Annotated in this window: 23 protein-coding genes; 14 read left to right on the top strand and 9 right to left on the bottom strand. The window is 42.0% G+C overall.

Annotated elements, in window-relative coordinates; genetic code table 11:
* Window positions 1-2 precede the first annotated feature (2 nt).
* Window positions 3-395, top strand: a complete 393-nt coding sequence (locus tag BWD47_RS11080) for a RidA family protein (RefSeq protein ID WP_036973059.1) — start codon at window positions 3-5, stop codon at window positions 393-395.
* 157 nt (window positions 396-552) lie between these two features.
* Entirely contained in the window at window positions 553-2,157 is a 1,605-nt protein-coding gene (locus BWD47_RS11075; RefSeq protein ID WP_036973061.1) for a DUF342 domain-containing protein, read from the top strand.
* 48 nt (window positions 2,158-2,205) lie between these two features.
* On the opposite strand, the gene asnA is transcribed toward BWD47_RS11075, so the two are convergent.
* Complete coding sequence (asnA, locus tag BWD47_RS11070) at window positions 2,206-3,201, bottom strand: aspartate--ammonia ligase (RefSeq protein ID WP_036973062.1); 996 nt, start codon at window positions 3,199-3,201, stop codon at window positions 2,206-2,208.
* Window positions 3,202-3,388: 187 nt separating this feature from the next.
* Here asnA and asnC point away from each other — a divergent pair, with 187 nt between their 5' ends.
* The 3 genes from asnC to recG are packed head-to-tail and all read left to right on the top strand — an operon-like array spanning window position 3,389 to window position 6,738.
* On the top strand, window positions 3,389-3,847 hold the full coding sequence (gene asnC / locus BWD47_RS11065) for a transcriptional regulator AsnC (RefSeq protein WP_036973064.1): 459 nt from the start codon (window positions 3,389-3,391) through the stop codon (window positions 3,845-3,847).
* A 54-nt stretch (window positions 3,848-3,901) separates the two neighbouring features.
* Window positions 3,902-4,618, top strand: a complete 717-nt coding sequence (trmH, locus tag BWD47_RS11060) for a tRNA (guanosine(18)-2'-O)-methyltransferase TrmH (protein ID WP_065978344.1) — start codon at window positions 3,902-3,904, stop codon at window positions 4,616-4,618.
* Window positions 4,619-4,656: 38 nt separating this feature from the next.
* Entirely contained in the window at window positions 4,657-6,738 is a 2,082-nt protein-coding gene (gene recG / locus BWD47_RS11055; protein ID WP_075593986.1) for an ATP-dependent DNA helicase RecG, read from the top strand.
* 54 nt (window positions 6,739-6,792) lie between these two features.
* Here the strand turns inward: recG and BWD47_RS11050 are convergent, their stop codons facing one another.
* Both BWD47_RS11050 and BWD47_RS11045 read right to left on the bottom strand, forming a co-directional pair.
* Window positions 6,793-7,725: a porin gene (locus tag BWD47_RS11050; protein WP_036973069.1), complete on the bottom strand. Its 933-nt coding sequence runs from the start codon at window positions 7,723-7,725 to the stop codon at window positions 6,793-6,795.
* 196 nt (window positions 7,726-7,921) lie between these two features.
* A complete protein-coding gene (locus tag BWD47_RS11045) occupies window positions 7,922-8,776 on the bottom strand; it encodes a LysR family transcriptional regulator (RefSeq protein ID WP_036973070.1) in 855 nt (284 codons plus the stop codon).
* A 90-nt stretch (window positions 8,777-8,866) separates the two neighbouring features.
* On the opposite strand from BWD47_RS11045, the gene BWD47_RS11040 reads away from it, so the two are divergent.
* Entirely contained in the window at window positions 8,867-9,241 is a 375-nt protein-coding gene (locus BWD47_RS11040) for a DUF413 domain-containing protein (RefSeq protein ID WP_036973071.1), read from the top strand.
* A 79-nt stretch (window positions 9,242-9,320) separates the two neighbouring features.
* Window positions 9,321-10,556, top strand: a complete 1,236-nt coding sequence (locus tag BWD47_RS11035; protein ID WP_075593985.1) for a diguanylate cyclase — start codon at window positions 9,321-9,323, stop codon at window positions 10,554-10,556.
* Window positions 10,557-10,558: 2 nt separating this feature from the next.
* Here BWD47_RS11035 and rarD read toward each other — a convergent pair whose 3' ends face one another.
* Window positions 10,559-11,482 (bottom strand): EamA family transporter RarD, encoded by a 924-nt coding sequence (gene rarD, locus BWD47_RS11030; protein ID WP_065978341.1) that lies wholly within the window; start codon window positions 11,480-11,482, stop codon window positions 10,559-10,561.
* Between the two features lie 389 nt (window positions 11,483-11,871).
* On the opposite strand from rarD, the gene recQ reads away from it, so the two are divergent.
* From recQ to BWD47_RS11010, 4 genes are all read left to right on the top strand, one after another.
* Window positions 11,872-13,695 carry a DNA helicase RecQ gene (gene recQ / locus BWD47_RS11025; RefSeq protein ID WP_036973074.1) on the top strand — a complete coding sequence of 608 codons (1,824 nt, stop codon included), beginning with the start codon at window positions 11,872-11,874 and terminating at the stop codon, window positions 13,693-13,695.
* Window positions 13,696-13,702: 7 nt separating this feature from the next.
* Entirely contained in the window at window positions 13,703-13,999 is a 297-nt protein-coding gene (locus tag BWD47_RS11020; protein ID WP_075593984.1) for a DUF3630 family protein, read from the top strand.
* Window positions 14,000-14,066: 67 nt separating this feature from the next.
* Window positions 14,067-15,782: a BamA/TamA family outer membrane protein gene (locus BWD47_RS11015; protein WP_075593983.1), complete on the top strand. Its 1,716-nt coding sequence runs from the start codon at window positions 14,067-14,069 to the stop codon at window positions 15,780-15,782.
* A gap of 64 nt (window positions 15,783-15,846) precedes the next feature.
* Window positions 15,847-16,407 carry a mechanosensitive ion channel domain-containing protein gene (locus BWD47_RS11010; protein WP_036973077.1) on the top strand — a complete coding sequence of 187 codons (561 nt, stop codon included), beginning with the start codon at window positions 15,847-15,849 and terminating at the stop codon, window positions 16,405-16,407.
* A 45-nt stretch (window positions 16,408-16,452) separates the two neighbouring features.
* Here BWD47_RS11010 and BWD47_RS11005 read toward each other — a convergent pair whose 3' ends face one another.
* Genes BWD47_RS11005 through BWD47_RS10995 form a run of 3 tightly spaced genes read right to left on the bottom strand, consistent with a single transcriptional unit; the run spans window position 16,453 to window position 18,925 of the window.
* Window positions 16,453-17,511, bottom strand: a complete 1,059-nt coding sequence (locus BWD47_RS11005) for a succinylglutamate desuccinylase/aspartoacylase family protein (RefSeq protein WP_036973078.1) — start codon at window positions 17,509-17,511, stop codon at window positions 16,453-16,455.
* A gap of 33 nt (window positions 17,512-17,544) precedes the next feature.
* Window positions 17,545-18,450 carry a 30S ribosomal protein S6--L-glutamate ligase gene (gene rimK / locus BWD47_RS11000; protein WP_036973079.1) on the bottom strand — a complete coding sequence of 302 codons (906 nt, stop codon included), beginning with the start codon at window positions 18,448-18,450 and terminating at the stop codon, window positions 17,545-17,547.
* Between the two features lie 52 nt (window positions 18,451-18,502).
* Window positions 18,503-18,925, bottom strand: coding sequence for an ATP-dependent zinc protease (locus BWD47_RS10995; protein WP_036973081.1), 423 nt, complete (start codon window positions 18,923-18,925; stop codon window positions 18,503-18,505).
* 160 nt (window positions 18,926-19,085) lie between these two features.
* On the opposite strand from BWD47_RS10995, the gene zntB reads away from it, so the two are divergent.
* On the top strand, window positions 19,086-20,057 hold the full coding sequence (zntB, locus tag BWD47_RS10990) for a zinc transporter ZntB (protein WP_075593982.1): 972 nt from the start codon (window positions 19,086-19,088) through the stop codon (window positions 20,055-20,057).
* A 7-nt stretch (window positions 20,058-20,064) separates the two neighbouring features.
* Here the strand turns inward: zntB and BWD47_RS10985 are convergent, their stop codons facing one another.
* Window positions 20,065-20,286, bottom strand: coding sequence for a Rho-binding antiterminator (locus tag BWD47_RS10985; RefSeq protein ID WP_036973086.1), 222 nt, complete (start codon window positions 20,284-20,286; stop codon window positions 20,065-20,067).
* Window positions 20,287-20,426: 140 nt separating this feature from the next.
* On the opposite strand from BWD47_RS10985, the gene BWD47_RS10980 reads away from it, so the two are divergent.
* Together BWD47_RS10980 and BWD47_RS10975 are read left to right on the top strand one after the other, a co-directional pair.
* Complete coding sequence (locus tag BWD47_RS10980) at window positions 20,427-21,506, top strand: hypothetical protein (RefSeq protein ID WP_256719361.1); 1,080 nt, start codon at window positions 20,427-20,429, stop codon at window positions 21,504-21,506.
* Window positions 21,499-22,395 carry a phosphoadenosine phosphosulfate reductase family protein gene (locus BWD47_RS10975; RefSeq protein WP_065978338.1) on the top strand — a complete coding sequence of 299 codons (897 nt, stop codon included), beginning with the start codon at window positions 21,499-21,501 and terminating at the stop codon, window positions 22,393-22,395. Before BWD47_RS10980 ends, BWD47_RS10975 begins: the two co-directional genes overlap by 8 nt.
* Window positions 22,396-22,406: 11 nt before the next feature.
* On the opposite strand, the gene BWD47_RS10970 is transcribed toward BWD47_RS10975, so the two are convergent.
* On the bottom strand, window positions 22,407-23,528 hold the full coding sequence (locus BWD47_RS10970; protein WP_075593981.1) for a cysteine desulfurase family protein: 1,122 nt from the start codon (window positions 23,526-23,528) through the stop codon (window positions 22,407-22,409).
* Between the last annotated feature and the right edge of the window lie 95 nt (window positions 23,529-23,623).

The following is a 23,623-nucleotide window of genomic DNA, read 5'->3' as shown; positions in this document are numbered from 1 at the left end:
TCATGAACAAATCTTTTATTTCTACTGACAATGCACCCGCAGCAATCGGCACATACAGCCAGGCTGTTAAAGTAGGTACCGCTGTTTACTTATCAGGTCAAATTCCTCTTGTACCAGAAACAATGGACGTTATTTCTGAAGACTTTACAGAGCAAACACATCAAGTATTTAAAAACCTAACGGCTGTTTGCCAAGCCGCGGGTGGTCAAATTCAAGACATGGTTAAAGTCAATATTTTCCTGACTGACCTATCAAACTTTGCAATTGTTAATGAAGTGATGAGCCAGTACTTTAAACAACCTTATCCAGCTCGCGCTGCAATTGGCGTGCGTGCACTACCTAAAGGCGTGCAAGTTGAAATTGACGGTATTATGGAATTACCTTCAACGAACTAATACACACAGTGCCAGCAACCCCCTTGTTGGCACTTTTTTAGACAAAGTTACTATTTTCCTCAGCCGAAGTTCTTGACTCACAAACCATTCTCTAGCAATCTGTGTAGTAATAATAATTAGAAACCTTTAACTATTGTAGTACAAAAGGATCCCCCACGTGTTTAAGCTGGCTCACAATGGAAACGTCTTATTAGATGTTCACGAACACTCACCACCCAGTGCTGCGTTTATTATCGAAGCATTAGAAAAGTCATCCTTCTGTGAATGCAGAGTGGATCATGATGCGATCAATAACTTTTTTAAAAATAAATCTACTGAACGTATGCTCGTTGTAGCTTCAAAGCATGATGCAAGCCTTGAGGTATCGTTAAGTGATGACAAAATGCTGGCCACTGGTGAGTTGACTATCGCTGAAGGCGGCAAAGCCCTAACCCTTGAAAACGCGAAAAAAGAACTCATTAAAGCCGGCGTAGCACGGGGTTATAAACAAGCATTTTTAGAACAGTTATTACAAAAACAGTTTGAGCTTCCCGCAGGCACTAAAACCAAAGGCGTATTAGCAAAAGGCCGCTTGCCCATTGATGGCCAGCCCTCAAAACTAGTGCCGCAAGTAGAAACGTTAAAAGACCGTTTAAAACAGCCCAAACTTCGTGAAGATGGCACCGCTGACATGCGTGACTTTGGTAAGTTAGCCAGCGTAGAGCCGGGTGTACTGCTTATAAAACAAGTTCCTGCCACTCCCGGTAAAGAAGGGTTTACCGTCACCGGTGATGTGCTACCAGCTAAAGCTGGTGAGAGCCATGCCTTAGTTGCAGGTGAAGGCACTGAGATTTCAAAAAACAATCCGCTGGAGCTGATTTCAGTGATCGCAGGGGTGCCTGTTGATATTGCCAATGGCATGCGTGTAGATGACATTTTTACGATTGCTGATGTTAACGTTAAAAGTGGCCATGTTGATTTTGAAGGCAGTGTCATCGTAACCCATAACGTTGAACCCGGCATGCGCATAAATGCGAAAGGCGACATTACCGTCATGGGAACCGTTGAGTCAGGTCACTTAACTGCGGCAGGCGATATCACCATAAAACAAGGTGTAATAGGCCACCAGCTCGATGATAAAAGCTTATCTTGTCATATTGTTTGCCAAGGCGACATTCATCTATCTCATGGTCAATACAGCTACCTTGAAGGGAATAACATTATCATTGACCGCCAATCAAGCCATTGTGTGATGAAAGCCGCTAAGTTGCTGCAGTTAGGCAAAGAAGACAACCCTCAAGGTAAGTTATTTGGGGGCACTATTTTAGATGCACAAATGGTGATAGCAGGTGAAATTGGTAATGAATCAGGTGCCAAAATGGTTATTAACCTCGCGGCCTCTGGCGCACAAGTCACCGCACAAACCGATCAGTGTTTAAAAGACCTAGCACAAACCGACTCACAGCTAGATAACTTGCAAGAAGCCATTGAAAAAGCCGACCAAGTCAAAGACGCTGAAAAGAAAAAGCTGTTATTGGCTAAGATAGGCGCTACACAAATGCATTACTGTGAACAAGCAGAGCAACTCGAGAAAAAGCTCTCAAACTTAGAGCTTCATTTACATGAACTGCTTGAAGGCGCACAACTCGTCGTTAATAAAACATTGCACTCGGGAGTTGAGATCCATATTTTCGATAAGGTGTTACTCACTAACCGCCAATACCCACCTTGTAAAGTCAAACTCGAAGAAAGCAAAATTGAAGTAGAGTTTAAAACAAGTTAAAAAAAAGAGGCTTAAAGCCTCTTTTTACCAGGGTCATTAATCTTTAAACTAAAGAATTCCTTCAACTTGCTGCTTTAACTGCTCAGGCCACACGCCGACCTGCACTTGCCCGATATGGTGCTTTTGTAATAGCAGCATCGCTAAACGAGACTGACCAATACCGCCACCAATCGTTTGTGGGAACTTTTTCGCTAATAACGCTTTATGCCAATCAAATTCAAGACGCGCTTGGTCGCCCGTAATCGCCAGTTGTGTAGCCAATGCATCAGGACTTACACGAATTCCCATCGACGAAATTTCAAACGCATCTTCAAGTACTGGGTTCCACACTAGAATATCGCCATTTAAACCAGCAAACTTGCTGCAGGTTTGCGTCGACCAATCGTCGTAATCTGGCGCACGCACATCATGAATTTTACCATCTGCAAGCGCTCCCCCAATACCAATTAAAAATACCGCGCCGTATTCCTGCGCAATCGCTTTTTCACGCTGTTTCGCAGTGAAATCAGGGTACATTTGGCGTAATTGTTCACTGTGAACAAAAGTAATTTTTTCAGGTAAAAATGGGGGGATATCAAACTCACTTGCAACATAACGTTCAGTCGCTTTTATCGCTTGATAAAGTAACGTTACTGTTTCTTTAAGTTTATCTAAAGTACGTTCAGTGCTTTCGCAAATCACTTTTTCCCAGTCCCATTGGTCAACATACACTGAATGAATCGGGCTTAATGACTCTTCGTCTGGGCGTAATGCTTTCATGTGAGTATAAAGCCCTTCACCGACAGAGAAATCATACTCGGCAAGCGTTTTACGCTTCCATTTAGCGAGTGAATGCACCACTTCAAACTGGCTACCAGGAATCGTTTTCACCGCCACCGATACAGCATTTTCAGTTCCACTCAAGTTATCTTGAATGCCATCACCTACTTTTGCCAAGATAGGGGCTTGCACCTCAACTAAGCCAAGTTGTTGCTCTAATTGACTCGAAAAAAACTGTTTTACTTTACTAATTTGCTGCTGTTGCTGCAGGTAGTGTGAACTCATAATAATTGGCCTCATTCCCAGTTATTGTTACTTGCTTATAGAGAACTAAAATCTCTTCGTTAAAACAATCCTCAACCAAATGAAGATTATTTTCAATAACCCGCAACAAAAAGAACTTAACATTGCAATTATCGTAAAAATAATGCTATAAATTTTAGATAATCAATAATTACAACTCGGTTAATTCATGGAAAATTATCAAATCGATAATCTCGATAAAAACATCCTCAACGCATTAATGGAAAATGCACGCACCCCATACGCAGAATTAGCCAAACGCTTTGCCGTCAGTGCCGGCACTATTCATGTTCGCGTCGAAAAAATGAAACAAGCCGGTATTATCACCGGCACCCAAGTGAGTATTAATGCAAAGCAACTCGGTTACGATGTCTGCTGTTTTATTGGTATTAATCTCAATAATGCCCGTGATTACCCAGACACCTTACTGCACCTAAAAGAGCTCGAAGAAGTGGTTGAGGCCTACTACACCACGGGTAACTACAGTATATTTATCAAAGTAATGGCGCGCTCTATTGACCACTTACAGGATGTGTTGATCAATAAAATTCAAGCCATAGAAGCCATTCAATCAACTGAAACGCTTATTTCTTTACAAAACCCAATAAGTAGAGCGGTAGTGCCCTAGCCTTATACTGGGTATAATCAGCGCCAATTAGAATCCGTCAACGAGCACACAACTATGGATACAACTCGCTTTGAGCGTGTAAAACAGGTGTTAGAACGCCGCCAAACGGACCTAACGGTTTGTTTAGAAGAAGTACACAAGCATCATAATTTATCAGCCATTGCCCGTACTGCTGACGCAACAGGCTGTCATCATGTGCACGCAGTGTGGCCTGACAATCAAAAATGGCTAACCAATAACACCTCGGGTGGCAGCAAAAATTGGTTAGAAACGCACTTGCATCGCACCATAGACGACGCCGTAGCGATGATGCGAGCCCATAATCCAGAAGTGCAAATTTTAGCAACTAACCTCAGTGACGATGCGGTCGACTTTCGCGAAATTGATTACACCAAACCAACGGCTGTGATTGTAGGCCAAGAGCGTGATGGAATTTCGCCTCGCGCACTTGAGCATGCTGATAAACACATCATTATTCCAATGCAAGGGATGGTGCAATCGCTCAATGTATCCGTTGCAGCCGCATTAATTTTGTTTGAAGCACAGCGCCAACGCGAAGAAGCCGGCCTGTATGAACGTAATATGTTAGACGACAGCATAAAACACCGTATTTTATTTGAGGGATGCCACCCTATTATTGCAAAGCAATGCCGCGAAAAAGAACTGCCTTACCCCGCGCTTGATGAAAGTGGAGAAATAGTCGCTGATGATGACTTTTGGCAGATTTTAAAACATACGCAATCGCTTGAAGCCGCTAACGACTCACAGTAAACTGAAAAAAGTTTACTAATTAATAATTTGAGTCACCATTGAGTCATTGTAGCTTAGCGTTATACCCGATAACTGAATTAAAAGGCGTTGGCCCCAAAATGGCCGAGCGCCTTGCTAAGCTTGGGATTCATACAGTGCAAGATATGCTGTTTCATTTACCGCACCGCTATGAAGACCGTACTCGCATTCACCCCATTTGTGAATTACAGCCACACAGCCATGTGAGTGTCGAGGCCACAATTGAAACCAGCCAAATTACATTTGGCAAAAGACGCATGCTAGTTTGCCAAGTTAACGATGGCACCGGTCGTTTAACGCTGCGTTTTTTTAATTTTAGTGCGGCACAAAAAAATGCGCTCAGCGCTGGTAAAATTATTCGCTGTTTTGGTGAAATACGCCGAGGTCGGGTTGGGTTTGAAATGACCCACCCTGAATACAGTTTGTCAGACACGCCATCAGAACAACCGACGAACACCACCCTAACACCCGTTTACCCTGTTACTGAAGGCCTTAAGCAGCTATCTATCCGCGCTTTAAGCGACCAAGCCTTAGCTTTACTTGCTAAATATCCCGTTGAAGAATTACTGCCAGAACAATTTCAACCCACTGGCATGCGCTTAAGTGATGCACTTTTGACCTTGCATCGCCCGCAAAACGATGTCGATTTAACGGCGCTTGAGCAAGGCTTTCACCCTGCTCAGCAACGATTAGTATTTGAAGAGCTGCTCGCACAAAATTTAAGCTTGTTGAAGCTACGCCAAAAAGGCCAAAGTGTAAAAGCTATTGCATTAAAGCCTCATAACCCGCTAGAGACAGAGTTTTTGTCGACACTAGCATTTAGCCCCACCACGGCACAAAGCCGAGTTGTGGCAGAGATCAAGGGCGATCTTCAACACCCTTTCCCAATGATGCGCCTTGTTCAAGGTGATGTAGGCTCAGGAAAAACCCTTGTTGCAGCACTCAGTGCGCTAACAGCAATTAGCGAAGGCTACCAAGTTGCCTTAATGGCTCCGACCGAAATTCTTTCTGAGCAGCATGGTATCAACTTTAGCCAATGGTTTAACAACTTGGGCATTGAAGTCGCATGGCTTGGAGGCAAAAGTAAAGGAAAAGAGCGCACCGCCACACTTGAAAAAATAGCCTCGGGTGAGGCGCAAATGATTGTTGGCACTCATGCGCTGTTCCAAGAGCAGGTCGAATTTAATAACCTTGTCTTAATCATTATTGATGAGCAGCATCGCTTTGGTGTGCACCAACGATTATCACTGCGTGAAAAAGGGCGTTTTGGTGACTGTTATCCCCACCAACTGGTTATGACAGCCACACCTATCCCACGCACGTTGGCTATGACCGCGTATGCAGACTTAGAAACCTCTGTGATTGATGAATTACCGCCAGGTCGAACGCCTATCACAACCGTTGCCATTCCAGATACTCGCCGTGAGGAAATCATTCAACGAGTCAGAACAGCCTGCACAGCGCAAGGCCGTCAAGTGTATTGGGTTTGTACGCTTATTGACGAGTCTGAGGTATTGCAGTGCCAAGCAGCAGAGGACAGCGCAGCACAATTAAAAGAAGCCCTGCCCGAGTTAAATGTCGGCTTAGTACATGGCCGAATGAAAGCCGCTGAAAAGCAAGCGATTATGAGTGAGTTTAAAGCGGGTAATATTCATGTTTTAGTCGCGACAACGGTGATTGAAGTGGGTGTTGATGTGCCGAATGCCAGCCTGATTATCATTGAAAACCCCGAACGCTTAGGACTTGCGCAATTACATCAACTAAGAGGCCGTGTTGGTCGAGGGGCGATAGCATCGCACTGTGTACTTCTTTATCACGCGCCTTTATCTGCAACAGCACAAAAACGCTTAGGTGTATTACGCGAAAGTAATGACGGCTTTGTTATTGCCGAAAGAGACCTTGAAATCCGTGGTCCAGGTGAAGTGCTCGGCACCAAGCAAACCGGTTTAGCCGAATTTAAAATCGCCGATCTTAATCGCGACAAACAAACGCTGGCCCATGTCAGACCTATTGCCTTTAAAATGTTAACCGATTACCCAGAGCAATCAAACAAGCTAATTACACGTTGGTTAGCAGGCAAATCAGATTACGCGCTCGCATAAAAAAGCCCCGCATCAATGCAGGGCTAAAAATAAGGGAGTTATCCGTGTGAACGGTTAGAATTTGTATTCAATACCAACGCCTAGGTAATCTTGATCCACTTGATTGTCCATATCAAATGTTGAGTAGAAACCAAATACTTTGGTGTTTTTGCTAAGCGTGTGATCAACACCAGCAGAGATAGCCGTTTTCTTATCGCCTTCATCAAAATCAATCACTTGGTATTGAACTTTGAACGTGTTGCTATTCATTTTATACGCCGCATTCACCAAGTAACCATCTGCTTCTGCGCTGCCATCCACTTTCTCTTGTGTTTGGTACATAGCACCTAGTTTAAAGTCGCCGACTTTACCTTGTACGGTTGCACGTACAATATCGTAGCCTTTCACTTCACTATCTGCTGCAACAGAGGCATACAGTTTGCTGTCTTTTAATTGAGCGTCACCGTAAGTAACTGCAAGTGAATAACCGTTATCTGCATCAACATCATCTTCTGCAATATAGGTTGCAAGCACTTTAAAGCCACTGAAATCGTTAGATGCGTAAGAAATCGTATTACCTAAACGGTTTTCACCTTTAAATACATTTTTAATATCGCCTTCAAGGTCATTGAATAAATCAATTTTGCCTTGAGATAGCTTCATTGCTGTATCGTTACGACCAATCACAACCTGACCAAAGCCACCTTTAACACCTACGTATTGGTTACGTGCAGTGATGTTGTCATCATTGTCGCCTTTTGAATCAGCGTCAGATACGTCAACACCAAACTCTAGTTTATAAACAGCTTCTAAGCCTTCAGTTATTTTTTCAGAGCCTTTCAGGCCAAAACGTGAGTTATTGCTTTTGATTTCAGTGAAAGACCCTTCACCATCGTCAGATGATTGAACAGTCACGTTTGCTTTACCATACACATCAACATCCGCTAATGCTGAAAAAGATAAACCACCAAATAAAGCTAAGAATAAGCTAGACTTTGCAAATTTCATGTCGTTTCCTCAATAATCGCAACAAAAACACGTGCTCGTGTTTCAATGCGGGCAGTTTGCCAGCGAAAAATGACAGAAAAATGACAATTGAAATAAAATCGTAAATTTACCTTCATGAAATGTAATTATTTCTGAAATAAAAACGTAACTTACTACTGCGAAATAAAATTTTATTTAAAGCATCGTTTAAAATTTTTTAAGCTTTAATTTTTAATTCAGTCAATAAAGTCACCAATTTCTCTAATAGTGGCGTTTGTTCATTATCTCTGTGGTAGGCAACAAACACATCTCGCGAGGTATGCGCCACATCTTCAACATGATATAGCTCACCCGCTTTAAGCTGCTCCTCGACTAATAACTGAGGAATAAAGGCACTACCGCCACACTTCAAAATTAAGTCTAAGGCAATACGCCCGGTACTGGTTCTAAAATAAGGAGGAGCGTGACCATTAAACTCACGAGCATGCCATAACGAAAACGAGGTGCCCCAGTCTACATACACATACTGGTTATCAAAAAAGTTCTCACTGTTTGCTGTTTCGTATGCACTCACCGGAATGATCGGCAATTCACAAATACGCTCAACAATTAACTCATCTACTTTAGGGGGATCGAACAGCACAGCTAAATCGAGTGTGCGCTCAAGTAATAAACGCGTGCTCTCTTGCTGCGCCTTCACTTCAGCAACCAATGAAACTCCCGGCATTGCCGAGACAATATTCGTGATCCCAAACTGTAAAAAAGCATCCCAAATATTCGGAGTGCCTGCTAAACTAATTTGCTTATGCATATTATCAGCAAGTGCCACATCGACTTTAGCCCTTTGCATGCCGGTGATAATCATTTGTGCGTGAGGTAAGAGTCGTTCACCCGGCGCTGTTAGCTGTATATTATTACGCTGACGAATAAATAAATTAACGCCTAAACCTTGCTCTAATTGACGGATCCGAAAACTCACAGCAGACTGGGTAATGTACAGGTTTTCAGCTGCCTTACCAAAGTGACGTGTGCGCACCACTTCAACAAAGGTCTTTAATAAATCGATATCCATTTTTTACCCTTACGATAAAAATAACTTGTTTAATAAAATCGACAACTTGATCCATACTCCTGCAAGAAAATAGGGTATGAGGATACAGCCATGAGCAATGACATTTCATCACTTCGTCAGGCATTCGTAAGCCAACGTCAATTTTATGATGATCAAAACTTCCCACGCGGTTTTGGTCGTAGTGGTCACTTCACTTTGCTAGAAGCCGACATTCTCGAACAGCATGGTGTTGTACTAAAGGGTTTATACAACAAAACCCTAGAACCACAAAATGAATTTCAAACTCAATTTGTGCAAGTAGTCACAGGTAACCTAGAAGCAACCAACCCAATTGAGCGCGCTTGGATAAAATACCTAAAACAAACTACCTGCAAAACTAAGTTTCATACTTTGTTCGGTCGTTCTCGTATCGCGAGCCCGACACCACAAAGCGTTGATTATTATTCTGAGTCGGATAGTTTGTAAGCAAGTTGCTTTTTTAACTTTTTAGAGTTACAACATGTAGTAACTTACGCTACGCGGTAAAGTTATTACAAGGTAAAACGTGACCAGAAAAATATTAATCATTGAAGATGCACCTACTATTGCGCGAGTGCAAAAGCATATCGCGCATAAAGTCGGGTTTGAAGCAGACATCGCAACATCGTTAGCTGAAGCTAAACAACTTATTGCTGAAAATAACTATTTTTGCGCCGTTGTTGATTTTATCCTTCCAGATGCACCCAACGGTGAAGCCATCCCCTGCAGCGTCGATGCCGACATTCCTACCATCGTTATGACCGGCAATTTAGACGAAAAAACCCGAAACACGGTCGAAAAGCATCCTATCATTGATTACATCACCAAAGAAAATAAACAAGCCTATCAATACTTAGAAAAACAACTGACTCGCCTACCGCGTAATGAACAAATATTAGTTTTAGTGGTTGATGACTCACCCGCAACTCGCCGTCACATTTGTAATCTACTCGCACGACATAAGTACCAAGTTATTGAAGCGGTAGATGGCGTAGATGCACTGCGAGTCTTAGCAGAAAACCCCTCAATCTCTGTGATCATTACTGATAACGAAATGCCTAATATGAATGGCGATCAGCTTTGTGTCGAAATTCGTCGCCTGTATAACAATGACGAAAAAGCCATAATTGGTATTTCAGCACAAGATACCTTGCATTTATCAACGCGTTTTTTAAAGTCTGGCGCTGACGATTATTTAAGTAAGCCCTTTAATAACGAAGAGTTTTATTGTCGCTTAAGCCAAAACGTCGACATGTTAGAAAATATTAAAACGATTCGCTTACAAGCGAATACCGACTACCTAACATCATTGCCTAACCGCCGCCATTTCTTTGGCGAGGCGAGTCAGCATTTAAAAGCGGCACACGCGGCAAAAAAATCGGTCTCACTCGGCATGATTGATATCGATTACTTTAAATCAATTAACGACAAGTACGGTCATGACTCAGGTGATGATGTACTCAAATGCCTGTCACGGTGCCTACTTAAGTACTTTAAAGATAATTTAGTCGGACGCTTAGGCGGAGAAGAGTTTGCTGTCTTTTTTGCTGATAATGATCCGCAACAAGCACAGCAACGATTAGAAAAATTCCGTCATTTCATCGAAAAACACAGCGCGGAATTTAGTCGTGACAACATTACATTTACGCTATCTATCGGATTTCATAATGGGCCTGTTTACAGCATTGATGAACTGATAAAACAGGCCGATTTAAAACTCTATCAAGCCAAAGAGACTGGCCGTAACAAGTTAGTGAGCTGATATTAAATAGGTTTAGTCACTGCTTTTAATGATGCTTTACGCTGCTTACGGCTTTGACGGTACGAATCCCAACTAAACAAAGCCAGCGCGCTCCATATACACGCAAACGTTATCACCCTTTCAGCATCAAATACTTCGCCATAAAATGCCACTGCAAGCACAAACATTAAACTTGGACCAATATACTGAAAAAAGCCCAATGTACTGTACTGCAAACGTTTAGCAGCGCCTGTAAAACACAGCAAAGGCAACGTGGTCACCACACCTGCACTAATAAGTAACAGATTGATATGCCAATCATTGGCAGTAAAATCAGAACTGCCTGTGGGCACCATTAACCACCAGTAAACCAGAGCAACAGGCAGTAAAATTAACGCTTCAAGTAATAACCCTGGCAGCGATTCGATAGGCAGCTTTTTACGCAGTAAGCCATAGATAGCGAACGAGCCTGCCAAAGAAAAAGCCACGATTGGAAAAGAGCCAAAGCTGAGCAATTGTAATAATACACCGCATAATGCAAGGCCAACGGCTACGCCTTGCCATTTACGCAGTCGCTCACCTAAAAACAGCATACCTAACAACACATTTAAAAGTGGGTTTATGTAATAACCCAAACTCGCATCGAGCATGTGGTTATTGTTTACCGCCCAAATAAACAAGCCCCAGTTAAAGCCAAGCAAACTGGCCGTTACCACCAGCATTAGGAGCAACTTAGGCTGACCTAATACAACGCGAATGCGCTGCCATTGATGGCGTGCAGCAATAATGATCAACAAAAATAACACCGACCAAATAACACGGTGCATCAAGATTTCAAAGGCAGATATATTCTGTAAAAGTTTAAAATAAATGGGTGCTAAGCCCCACATAAAAAACGCTAAACATGCGAAAATTACCCCTTTTCGCTGTTCAAGATTGGTAGGCATAAGTCAGGCTTTATAGATTAAAAACACTATTTTACGCCGCCTATTTACTGGCGCAACTAAAACGCGGCAAATAAACCCATGTATACCCAAACCACCTCAAGATGCGAGTTTCAGTTGGAATTAAAAGCGATTTAGGCAAGACATTGATTGCAAGTAATAGTGGTTCTATTGTTAAAATCAATAACGCAGTATAAATCGCTTTTAAACCAACCCTTTGGGCGCTCTACAGGCACTTACTCTCATCGTTGTTACTTCTTAAAAGGGACTGTCATTGTTGCAAAGTAACGCCTTGATATTAAGCACCTGTGAAACGCTGAATTCTGCATATTGAGGTCGTTTAGGTATATTGCTACAGACATCATCCAAAAAAAACACTAAAATGCTCGGCGATGAATACCAATACCGCAATGACTAACACCCCCGTTCGATCACCACAAGCCGTACTCAAACAAGTGTTTGGTTACAAGGATTTTCGTGATGGTCAAGAAGCGATTATAGCCGCAGCGCTTGACGGACAAGACTCGCTCGTCTTGTTACCAACAGGTGGGGGAAAATCACTTTGCTATCAAGTACCCGCCTTGATCCTTGATGGTGTCACTGTCGTCATTTCGCCGCTTATTTCATTAATGCAAGACCAAGTTGCACAACTCAAAGCACTGGGCGTTCAGGCCGCTTATATTAACAACAGTCTGCCATTCGAAGAGCAGCAAGCGGTGTACCAGCAACTGCATTACGGGCAAATAAAGCTGTTGTACGTTGCACCTGAAAAAGTCTTACAACACGAATTTTTAGAGCGCCTTAGTCACCTAAAACTCGCTCTGTTTGCTATTGATGAAGCGCACTGTGTCTCGCATTGGGGCCATGATTTTAGGCCTCACTATTGTCGGCTTAATGAGCTAAAACAGCGTTTTATGCATGTTCCGATGATGGCATTAACTGCCACAGCCGATAAAGCGACACGTTACGATATTATTGAGCAGCTACAGCTTAATCAGCCTTACGTACACACAGGCAGCTTTGATAGGCCCAATATTCGTTACACCATCGAAGAAAAATTCAAACCCATGGTGCAGCTGCTGCGTTATTTAAAAGAGCAGCAAAACCAAAGTGGAATAATTTACTGCACCAGCCGTAAACGTGTTGATGATGTTGCCGAAAAACTCGCTGATGCAGGCTTTAATGCCGCGGCTTATCATGCGGGGATGAGTAACGAACAACGACAATTTGTGCAGTCAGGTTTTGCCCGTGACGATATTCAAATTGTAGTAGCAACGGTTGCCTTTGGTATGGGAATTAATAAACCTAATGTACGCTTTGTTGTGCATTACGATATTCCTAAAAGTGTTGAAGCTTACTACCAAGAAACAGGCCGTGCTGGTCGTGATGGCTTAGCCGCTGAAGCGATAATGTATTTTGATCCGGCCGACATAGGACGCGTTCGTCGCTTTTTTGAAGATATCGAAGATGAGCAACGCCGCCGAGTAGAAGAGCAACGCTTTAATGCGATGGCCAGCTTTGCTGAAGCCCAAACATGTCGCAGACAAATCCTGCTCAACTATTTTAGCGAGTACAAACGTGAAACCTGTGGCAACTGCGATATTTGCTTAAATCCACCGACAAGCTTTGACGGCACGTTGGTCGCGCAACAAGCACTCTCGTGCGTATATCGTGCAGAGCAGCGTTTTGGTATTGGTTATATTGTTGAATTGCTGCGCGGGGCAAATACCAGCCGTATCCGCGATAATAATCACCACCAGCTGAGCACTTACGGTATAGGCAAAGATCACAGTGTGGAGTTTTGGCTGAGCATTTTAAGGCAGCTTATTCACCAAGGCTTATTAAGCCAAGATATAACTCAGGGCTCTTCACTGCGCTTAACCGAAGCAGCTCGTGCAGTACTTAAAAGTGAATACGCCCTGCAATTAGCCGAGCCACGCTTACAAGCCAAACACGTTTATCAAGATAAACTCGCGCAATTTAATTACGACAAAAAGCTGTTTGCTAGATTACGGGCTCTGCGTAAGGAATTGGCTGATGCGGATGACGTTCCTCCGTATGTCGTTTTCAATGATAAAACGCTGGCTGAAATGGCACAGCTCATGCCGACCAATGATAGCGAATTTTTAAAAGTATCAGGCGTGGGGTTTACGAAGCTAAACAAGTACGGTTCTCCTTTTTTAAACACCATTCGCGACTACCTCGCCGCCCACTAGGATTACGATGACTGACCTTATTTATGACGCCGAGTATGAAATAATTGTCATTAACTCACGCGACCTGCCTAACGACGAAGATTTTGAACTGTGGGCTACCCTCTTTTTGCACGCCCCCGCAATTAAAATTGCAGACTTTGATGCCGGTGCCGATCGTCATCAGTTAAGGTTTCACTTTACAGATCATAGTTTTAATCTAAACTTTGAACATTATAGCGAAAGTGTTTGGATAAACGCTGAAGGCGTTGAAGCGGCGAGTGTTTTGCCAAAACTTCATCAGTATTTAGTCATGCAGTTACAATAATAAGCTAGACTTTTTCTCACGCTTAGTATGTAGTAGTTGCATAGCAAATAAACAACTAAGGGTGTAAATGGGATTTAAGCAGTCGCACTTTGTTGCTCAGATTTTACCAATGGTGTTACTTAGCGTAACATCGCATGCCTATGCAGAGCAGGTACTCGCTGACAATAATAACTACTGTCACAACCAACGCACTCTTAAAACGCAAGACAACAACTTACGTCGCCAGCTCGATACTGACAATCCCCTCCCCGAAGCCGGCGATAACCGCAAAATCACTTCCATTAAGCTTGAACAGCTCAATGTGTTCAATACCGCACTTGAAGAAGAAAACAACGCGTTATTTCGCTTTGCGAATCGTGCTCATATGACAACCGAACCCGAAGTGATTCACAGTGTACTGCTGTTTTCAGAAGGGGATATTTATCAACCTCGTAAGTTACTAGAATCAGAACGACTCTTGCGTAAACAAGGTTATTTATACGATGCACGCATTCATGCTGAACTTGATTGCGACGGCAACGTGAATGTTAAAGTCGTTACGCGTGACTTGTGGACTTTGCTGCCCGAAATTAGCTTTAGTCGCAGCGGCGGTGAAAACGAATCAAGTATAGGCTTTCGTGAATCAAACTTTTTAGGCTGGGGTAAACGGGTGTCTTTCTCGCGTACGCACGATGCAGACCGCACCGGGTATTTATTTGTATACGATGACCCTAATATCTTTTCGAGTCGCTACCGTGGTCGACTCGAATATTCAGATAACGATGATGGTAAACGCCATTACATCGATGTTAGTTACCCATTCTACTCAATTGATACTCCTTACAGTTACGGTGCAACCAGTTACTCAGACCAGCGCCGTGAGCCACTTTATTATCGCGGCGAAGTTGTCAGTGAGTTCGAGCAAAAAACCACCCTCAATCGCGCTTACTTTGGACATTCAAGTCAACTTGCCCGAAGCTGGACACAACGAATCAGTTTAGGAATAGAAAACCGTGAAGACACCTTTAAAGCCATTGCTACCACCCAGTTACCTATCGCAGATGATCGCAGCCTAAGTTACCCGTTCATCAGTGCGCAATGGTTCGAAGACCATTATGTAAAAGTAAGAAATTTCGACAGTATTTATCGTACTGAAGACCTAAATCTTGGCTGGAATATTCAAGCATTACTGGGTTATTCAAGTAAAGATTTTAGCGATGATGCCAGCCGGACTATTTATTCTTTGTCTCTGTCAAAAGCCCATTACAGCGGAGATAATCAGCTATGGCGCTTTAAAGCTGATATAGATGGTTATTGGAACGAAGAACAAGACGATGTCGAAAATCTCATAACCAGTAGCCAAGTACAATACTATTTGAATACCAGTTTACAACAAAGCTGGTATGCCAAAGTGCGCCTGCAATATGCCAAAAACCTAACAGCCGATAAACAACTCACCCTTGGCGGCGAAAATGGTTTACGTGGCTACCCGCTTGATTATCAAATTGGCGATCGTAGCTTTTTAGTAAGTCTCGAAAAACGCTATTATTGGGAATATGACTTACTGCAACTATTTAAAGTCGGTGGCGCGGCTTTTTACGACATCGGCCGCGCTTGGTATAACGACAAAGATAACGGCACGAATGGTAATGTACTGCAAAATATCGGTGTTGGCTTACGGTTAGCACCAAGTCGAGCAAATGCCGGAACAGTCATTCACCTCGATATTGCTGCGCCTATCAACAAAAAGGACAGCGACATTGATTCTGTGCAATGGCTTGTCACCGTTAAAAATACTTTCTAAGATAGTGTTATTCGGTTAGTAAAGAGCTAAAATCTCGACGCTTAACATTAATGTAGGATCCCCCTTGGACTTCGAAACACTCTTTAACGAGCAATACCATTTAATCGTGACGATTATCGCGATTTTACTTTACCCATTACTAAGAAAAACCACAAAGAAACTGCTGTTAAAAGCCATCAAAGGTAAAGCAGACCCTCATCGTGTTTATCGTGCAGAACTGCTACTAAACATTATTCTCGCCATTGTAATGCTGTGCCTAGTGTTAGTATTTTGGGGCATTGAGCTGCGCGGTTTATTAGTTTTAGGTTCATCACTATTTGCTATGTTAGGTGTCGCCCTATTCGCAGCGTGGTCGTTATTGAGTAATTTAACCGCCTTTTTATTAATGTTCATTCAAAACGACTGTCGTGTGGGCTATTGGATACGTGTCATCGATGGCGCAAACTTTTTAGAGGGACGTATCATTGAAATGGGCTTGATGAATGTGGTGCTTGAGCATGTCGATGGTCACAAGGTTATTTACCCCAATAATATTTTTGTTACTCGCCCAGTAATGGTGCTCAATAAAGCCCCGACTCCGAGTAAAACGCAATCAACAAAGCGTATTCTGGGACCCAAAAAATAAAGCCGCAAATGCGGCTTTTATTTTATGTATTGACGATGTCAGCAACTAATTATTGAGTTCAGCCGTTTTAAGCTCGTCTTCAATATCGCTTATTTCGTCAATAAAGGTTTCTAGCTGTTGCTCTACCAAGCTATTCGCATGCGCAAAGTAAGCAAGATGGAATACCGCATCGCCCTCATTTACAAGCGGCATGGTTTGCTGGCCAATTACAATGCCACTTCGTGGCGCTAATAGCTCAAGCTCAGCATCACCAAGTGGACTGCTGATATAAGCGAGCACTTGCCCTTTCATGACGCGCTCACCAAGGGATACTTGCGCACGGACAATACCATCAACCTCTGCACGCACCCAACTTGTTGAACTTGCAATCACCGGCTCTGGGAGTTTTTTCGCCCGCTTACCGCGCACCATTTTTAAATGACGCATAACATAATCAACGCCTTGCACACCGGCTGCAATCGCAATGGGGTCAAATCGCAACGCTTCACCCGCTTCGTAGGTTATCACTGGGATACCTAAATTAGCCGCTTCGCTGCGTAAAGAGCCATTGCGTAATGAGGCGTCTATCACCGCTGGTGTACCAAATGCTTTTGCCATAGCCGCGGTATCAGGATCACTTAAGTTAGCCCTAATTTGCGGTAAGTTAGTACGATGAATCGCACCGGTGTGCAAATCAATAATGTGCGTACAGTGCATTGCCACCTGCGAGAAAAAGGCATTCGCCATTCGCCCAGCTAATGACCCCCGTGTTGAACCAGGAAAACTGCGATTCATATCACGACGGTCAGGTAAATAACGCGACTTATGGATAAAGCCAAATACATTCACTATTGGCACCGCTATAATTGTGCCGCGTAATTGTTCAGGCTCAATTTTTGCGAGCAATTGCCTTACAACCTCAACACCATTGAGCTCATCACCATGAATTGCCGCGCATACCATTAACACAGGCCCTTGCTGGACCCCATTAACGACTTCAATTGGAATATTAAGCGGTGAGTGGGTATAAAGCTTTGCTGCTTCAATAGAAAACGTTTTACGTTCACCCACACCAACCGTATCACCTAAAATTGAAAACGGAGTATTTTTCTTAACCTTTGCCACGCACTTTTCCTTTTACTAGAGCGCTTGTAAATCTTAGCCTTTACCACGTGTTGCAGTTCTTTTCGTTGCTGCATTTTTTTCAATAAAATCAACAATCATGCCTGCAATATCTTTACCCGTAGCGACTTCGATACCTTCAAGACCCGGCGATGAGTTAACTTCCATCACTAATGGTCCTCGTGCTGAGCGAAGTAAATCAACGCCCGCTACGTTTAAGCCCATTGCTTTTGCTGCAGCAACGGCTGTTTTTCTTTCTTCAGGGGTAATGCGAACCAATGTCGCACTGCCGCCACGGTGTAAGTTAGAGCGGAACTCACCTTCTTGTGCTTGACGCTTCATCGCTGCGATTACTTTATCGCCCAAAACGAAACAGCGAATATCTGCACCGCCCGCTTCCTTGATGTACTCTTGCACCATGATGTTCGCTTTTAAGCCCATGAAAGCTTCGATTACACTTTCTGCCGCTTTGCGCGTTTCGGCTAACACAACACCAATGCCTTGTGTACCCTCTAGTAACTTAATAACCACCGGTGTACCACCAACCATGCTTAGTAAGTCTTTAACATCATCAGGCTTGCTTGCAAACCCTGTGACAGGCATGCCTACACCTTTACGCGATAATAGTTGCAATGAACGTAATTTATCGCGAGAGCGTGAAATAGCCACTGATTCATTTACAGGGAACACACCCATCATTTCAAATTGACGTAATACTGCACACCCATAGAAAGTCACTGACGAGCCAATACGCGGAACAATAGCATCAAAATCTTTTAAATTTTCGCCGCGGTAATGAATTTCTGGTTGATCAGAATTAATGTTCATATAACAACGCAATGCATCAATCACTTTTACTTCATGACCACGTTGCTCAGCTGCTTCAATTAAGCGACGTGTTGAATATAAGTTTTGGTTGCGAGATAAAATACCAAGTTTCATAGTTAAAACCTTTACTGACAAACTCACACACTGAGCGTGCTATGAGCGCCTTTTATAATAAATGAGATAAAGCCGGATCGACGACTATGCGATTTTCCATTGCTGTACGCCCTAACAACATTCTAAACTTCATTGTTGAACGGTTACTTAAAGTCACTCTAACGGGCCAGCTTTGGCTTCCTGCGACTAACGTTGTTTCTATAAAGTAACGAAGCTCTCTTTGACCACTTGAACTGGTCACATACTTACGCTCCATCACTTTTGCACGACAGTGGACCACAGTATCCACATCATCCTGCAGAGGCTGGGTTGTGAATTTCACCCAGTTTTCGCCATTTTCTGAAAACTCTTCAATATCAAAAGCATGAATACACGATGTACGCGCCCCCGTGTCCACTTTTGCTTTGATTTTATCAATTCCTAAATCAGGAAGGCTTAGCCATTCGCGCCAGCCAACGATAATTTTTGCACTCATTAATGTGCCCTCTATAAAAAAGTGTCTTATACGCTACAGAGCTAGAAACACCAACAAAATATATTCATCTCATCGATAAATCGATTTCATTAATATAGTCTTGACTATACTAATGTATATACTCAACTATATCGCACTATTTGTAAAATGAGAGTTCAATATGATCAATGGGTTACTTCATGTCTTAATTTTAGACGAGCAAGGCGGTGCACGTGCTATTGACAATAGTACCGAGCTGGAGAATTGGCAACCCGAACATGGAAAACTTTGGGTTCATATGGATTACAGCCAAGCTGATGCTGTAAAGTGGCTTGCTGACAGTAATTTACTGACTGACTATGAATTAGCATCCCTGATTGCGGATGAGACGCGTCCACGCCTAACAAAAGTAACCAACGGTTCGATGCTCTTTTTACGTGGCGTTAATTTAAATCCCGCACAAAGCCCAGAAGACATGGTGTCTTTGCGCTTATTTATCAACGAAAACGTTATTATCACAACCCGCAAACGCCGTTTACTCTCAGTGCAAGATGTTGTTGCAACATTTGATGACGGTAACGGTCCATGTTCAATTTCAGAGCTTGTGTGTCAATTAGCGCAAAATCTTACATCGCGTATGCAAGGGGTCATTGATAGCCTTGATGACACGTTGGATATATTTGAAGACGAAATTGATGAGCCAAGCAAAGGTTTTGATAACCAAGCTTTAGCACAAATGCGCCGTCAGACCATCGCCCTAAAACGCTATTTAAGGCCACAAAAAGAGGCCCTTATTACGTTGTTAAACAACAAATACAAGTGGTTAGATGAAGACGACAAAGCCCGTTTAAACGAAACAACCAATATGTTGATTCGCTTTTTAGAAGAGCTAGACAGCTCAATTGAACGTGCACAAATTATTCAACAGACTATTGCTAACCAAGTGTCTGAACAACTTAATCAGCGTATGTATGTGATGTCGGTCGTTGCAGCATTGTTTTTACCATTAGGCTTCTTAACGGGCTTACTTGGTGTCAATGTGGGCGGCATTCCGGGCACGGAAAGTCCGTATGCATTTAGCCTATTTTTAATCTTCTTAGTGGTCCTTACCGTTGGTATTGGTATCTACTTTAAGAATAAAAAGTGGTTATAAGCCTACCTTAGCGTGGCTCAACAGATTTGATTAAATCAAGGCGAACGGCGTGTTCGCCTTTTTTTGTGCTCAAAATTAAGTGCTCACCTTCAGGACTTATAATCTGTAAGTTAATCGCTTTGCCATTTACTTGCTCGCCTGAGTGCAATGTAATCTGTAATTCTGTTGAGTGCATACACCACAATTCGAATTGGTCGTAATCACCACATGCAATGGGTTGATAAGTCATGTTTTAAAATCATGAAGATAAAAAGGATATAAACAGTGTAGAAAATAACAAAAAAAGGAGCAAATGGCGCTCTCGGCAGGGATCGAACCTGCAACTCAAAAAACAAACAAGTAACATTAGCTGACCTTTATGATTTTTGGATGCGCCCTCCTTTTGGTTTAACCGCAGGTTTATGCCGTATTTACGGCTTAGCTTTATTAAAGTCTCTCGAAGGGCAAGTTGCTTTTTACGATTGGGATTCTACAAATCAGTTTATATTCATTCCTGAACTTAATGAAGAGCTAGTAAACAAAATTTACAAACACCCAAATGAGGCAGGGGTTCGTTATTTCGATATATCTGAAATACAAAGTCACTTACTGGACAATTTAGCTCAGGCGACACTGGGTGACGCTAAAAATGATGCTGCTATTTTAAATATAGCTAAACATATTGTAGGGATTGTTCATAAGCTACCTGCATGGGTTAAAAAAACCAGTGGCGAAAGCTTTACTGGTGATAAAGGCAATGGTTTAACAAAGCAAGCTCGTGATTTTAGAAATAAAGTTATTGCAGCAAACGATCCTTACAAATTAATTTTAGATGATTTACCTGCTGTATTTGGGTTTAAGAAGGATGATCCTACCCTTGAAGATAAGCTTGGCAATTATTTAAAAACTGCTATTGAAGATTTAAGTGCTCAGCACGATATTTTATTAAGTGGTTTTAAGCAAATCATAGTTCAAATGTTAGGTGAAGACTTTAATCAAACTCTAAAAGAGCGTTGTGACTTTGTTGAAAAGATTGCTAAACGACCAAATGTAAAAGAGCTTGCAAAGCGTATTTCACAGCACATTGTTGGTAAAACAAAATTTGAATTTATTATTAATTTAGCCGCAGGCACACCAGAACGAAATTGGACCGATAAGCATTTACGTAATGGCCTTGATGAATTACAAAATTTATGTGTTCAGTTTAGAAGAATTGAGTCTTTTGGAAATATTCAAACTCAAGGAAATTCTAAGCCATTAGCATTTATTACCACCGATACTGAAGGTAACCATCAAGAATTTGGTGGTTTTATTAAGCACAATTTAGAGCAAGATAAAGACGTAACAGCTGCTGTTGATCATATTCAAACTACGATTGCTACTATGTCGAAAGAGAAACAGCTTGCAGCATTAACGAGTTTGTTAACGAACTTGATGGAACAGAGTGAGTCAGAGGTGGCTGATGACTGAAAAAGTTAAACACGTACTAGGACTTTCTGGCGGTAAAGACAGCAGCGCTTTAGCGCTTTTTGTAAAGGAAACATACCCTGAATTAGATGTAGAGTATTTTTTTACAGATACAGGGTATGAATTACCTGAAACCAATGAGTTTATCGACCAACTTGAAGAGAAGTTAGGTTATATACATAGGTTAAATGCTCGTTCATTAAATAATATTGAAGGGCGTGGTGAGAAAGATTTTGCACACCTTCTAAAAGAGCATGGTAACTACTTACCTTCACAAAGAGACCGCTGGTGTACCGTACAAATGAAGCTAAAACCATTTGAACAATGGTTAGATGGTTTTATAAAGGATGGATACAAAATAAAGAATTACGTGGGCATTCGTGCTGATGAACCTGAACGTACAGGTTACATGACTATAGAGAAGCCTATCGAGTCAGTATTCCCATTTAGAGAGCATGGCATTGTTCGTAGTGATATCGAAAATATATTACAACGTAATGGTTTAGAACTACCTGATTATTATAAGTGGCGCTCTCGCTCAGGATGTACTTTTTGTTTTTATCAAAGGAAAATTGAATGGGTTAAGCTTATGGAAAAGCACCCAGACCTTTTTGAAGAAGCTAAAGCATTTGAAAAAGGTGATGATGAAAATACTACTGTTGGCGAACGCTTTTATTGGATGGGCCAAGGTCAGCCTTTAGAGACTCTAGAAGATCCCGCTGTTCAAAAGCGTATTATTGAAAATCATGAGAAAAAAGTAGCTCGTTTCAACAAAAAGAAACGCCGAAATGCTTTGCTAGGTGATTTTGAAGGTTATTGCGAGTTTAATGAACTCGATGATATTTATGACGAAGCTGAAGGCGGTGGAGCCTGTGTAACTTGTTATAAATAATAGGAAGCGGCTCAATAAGCCGCTTTTTTTATCGCTGTGATTAAGAAATCAATATTAGCGGTTGTGATTTCATGGGTAAAACTAATTCTAAAGGTATGCTCAGCTTGCTCTCGAGTTAAGCCTAATGCGGTTAAAACATGTGAAGCTTCTATCTCTTTTGAAGAACATGCTGACCCTTGAGCAAGACAAACAGAATTCTCATTATCACGAACCAGTACACCTACATTAGTCTTCGGAAGAGATAATGAAAGTATGTGAGGTAAAATATTACCTTGCCCGTTTATGAGGTATTCGATTTCATTTTCTTGTAATTTTTTTAAGAAGTAAGATTTAAGGGCATCATTCTCAAAGTTGCTATACGCTTGTGGAAATACTTCAATTGCTTTACCAAAACCAATAATTAATGGCGCTGCAACAGTCCCACCTCTTAGGCCATCCTCTTGACCTGCGCCATGTGTTACAGGTAGAAGATTGCGTTTTCTGAGGTCACGAATATAAACAGCACCAATTCCTTTTGGTCCACCAACCTTATGAGCAGAAAATGACATTACATCAATATTCATCTCATCAACGTCAATATCTGTTTTACAGAAGCTTTGAGCTGCATCTGAGTGAAATATAATACCTTTTGAAAAGCAAAGCTCACCGATTTCAGCTATAGGATTAATTGTGCCAAGTTCATTATTCACATGCATTATAGATACAAGAGCTGTATCTTCTTTTATTAGTGCTTTAACATTTTCAGCTGTGATCACCCCATTAGCATTTGGTTTGACAAGTGAAATGTCATAACCTAGTTTTTGGAAGTAATCGCAGATTGCAAAAATACATTTGTGCTCTATTGATGAAATCACAATGTGTTTTTTAGTTTTTAGGTTTTCATCACCAAGCAATAAACTTTTAAAAGCTATATTGTTTGATTCTGTTGCACCACTGGTGAAAACTATTTCACTTGGAAAAGCCCCAATTTCATCAGCTAGCAGCTCTCTTACATCATTGACCTTGGCTAAGGCAGATTCACCTAAAAGGTGACTAGAGGCAGAATTCGCATAACAGTTTTCAAATGCCTGCATTAGTGATTCTTTAACTTCAGAAAGAAGTGGGTAAGATGCGGCTGAATCTAGGTATATCATAATGCAACTCCTTAGCTAGATGTAAAATGTGCTAGTTAAAGTATTAGATTAACACTTTTTAAAAATTAATGGTGCGTTTAAGTCAACGTTTTTAA

Origin of the sequence: Pseudoalteromonas sp. PAB 2.2 (assembly GCF_001938575.1) — a bacterium.
In the GTDB taxonomy this organism is placed as follows: Bacteria; Pseudomonadota; Gammaproteobacteria; order Enterobacterales; family Alteromonadaceae; genus Pseudoalteromonas; species Pseudoalteromonas lipolytica.
This window is presented reverse-complemented; position numbering and strand designations above follow the sequence as displayed.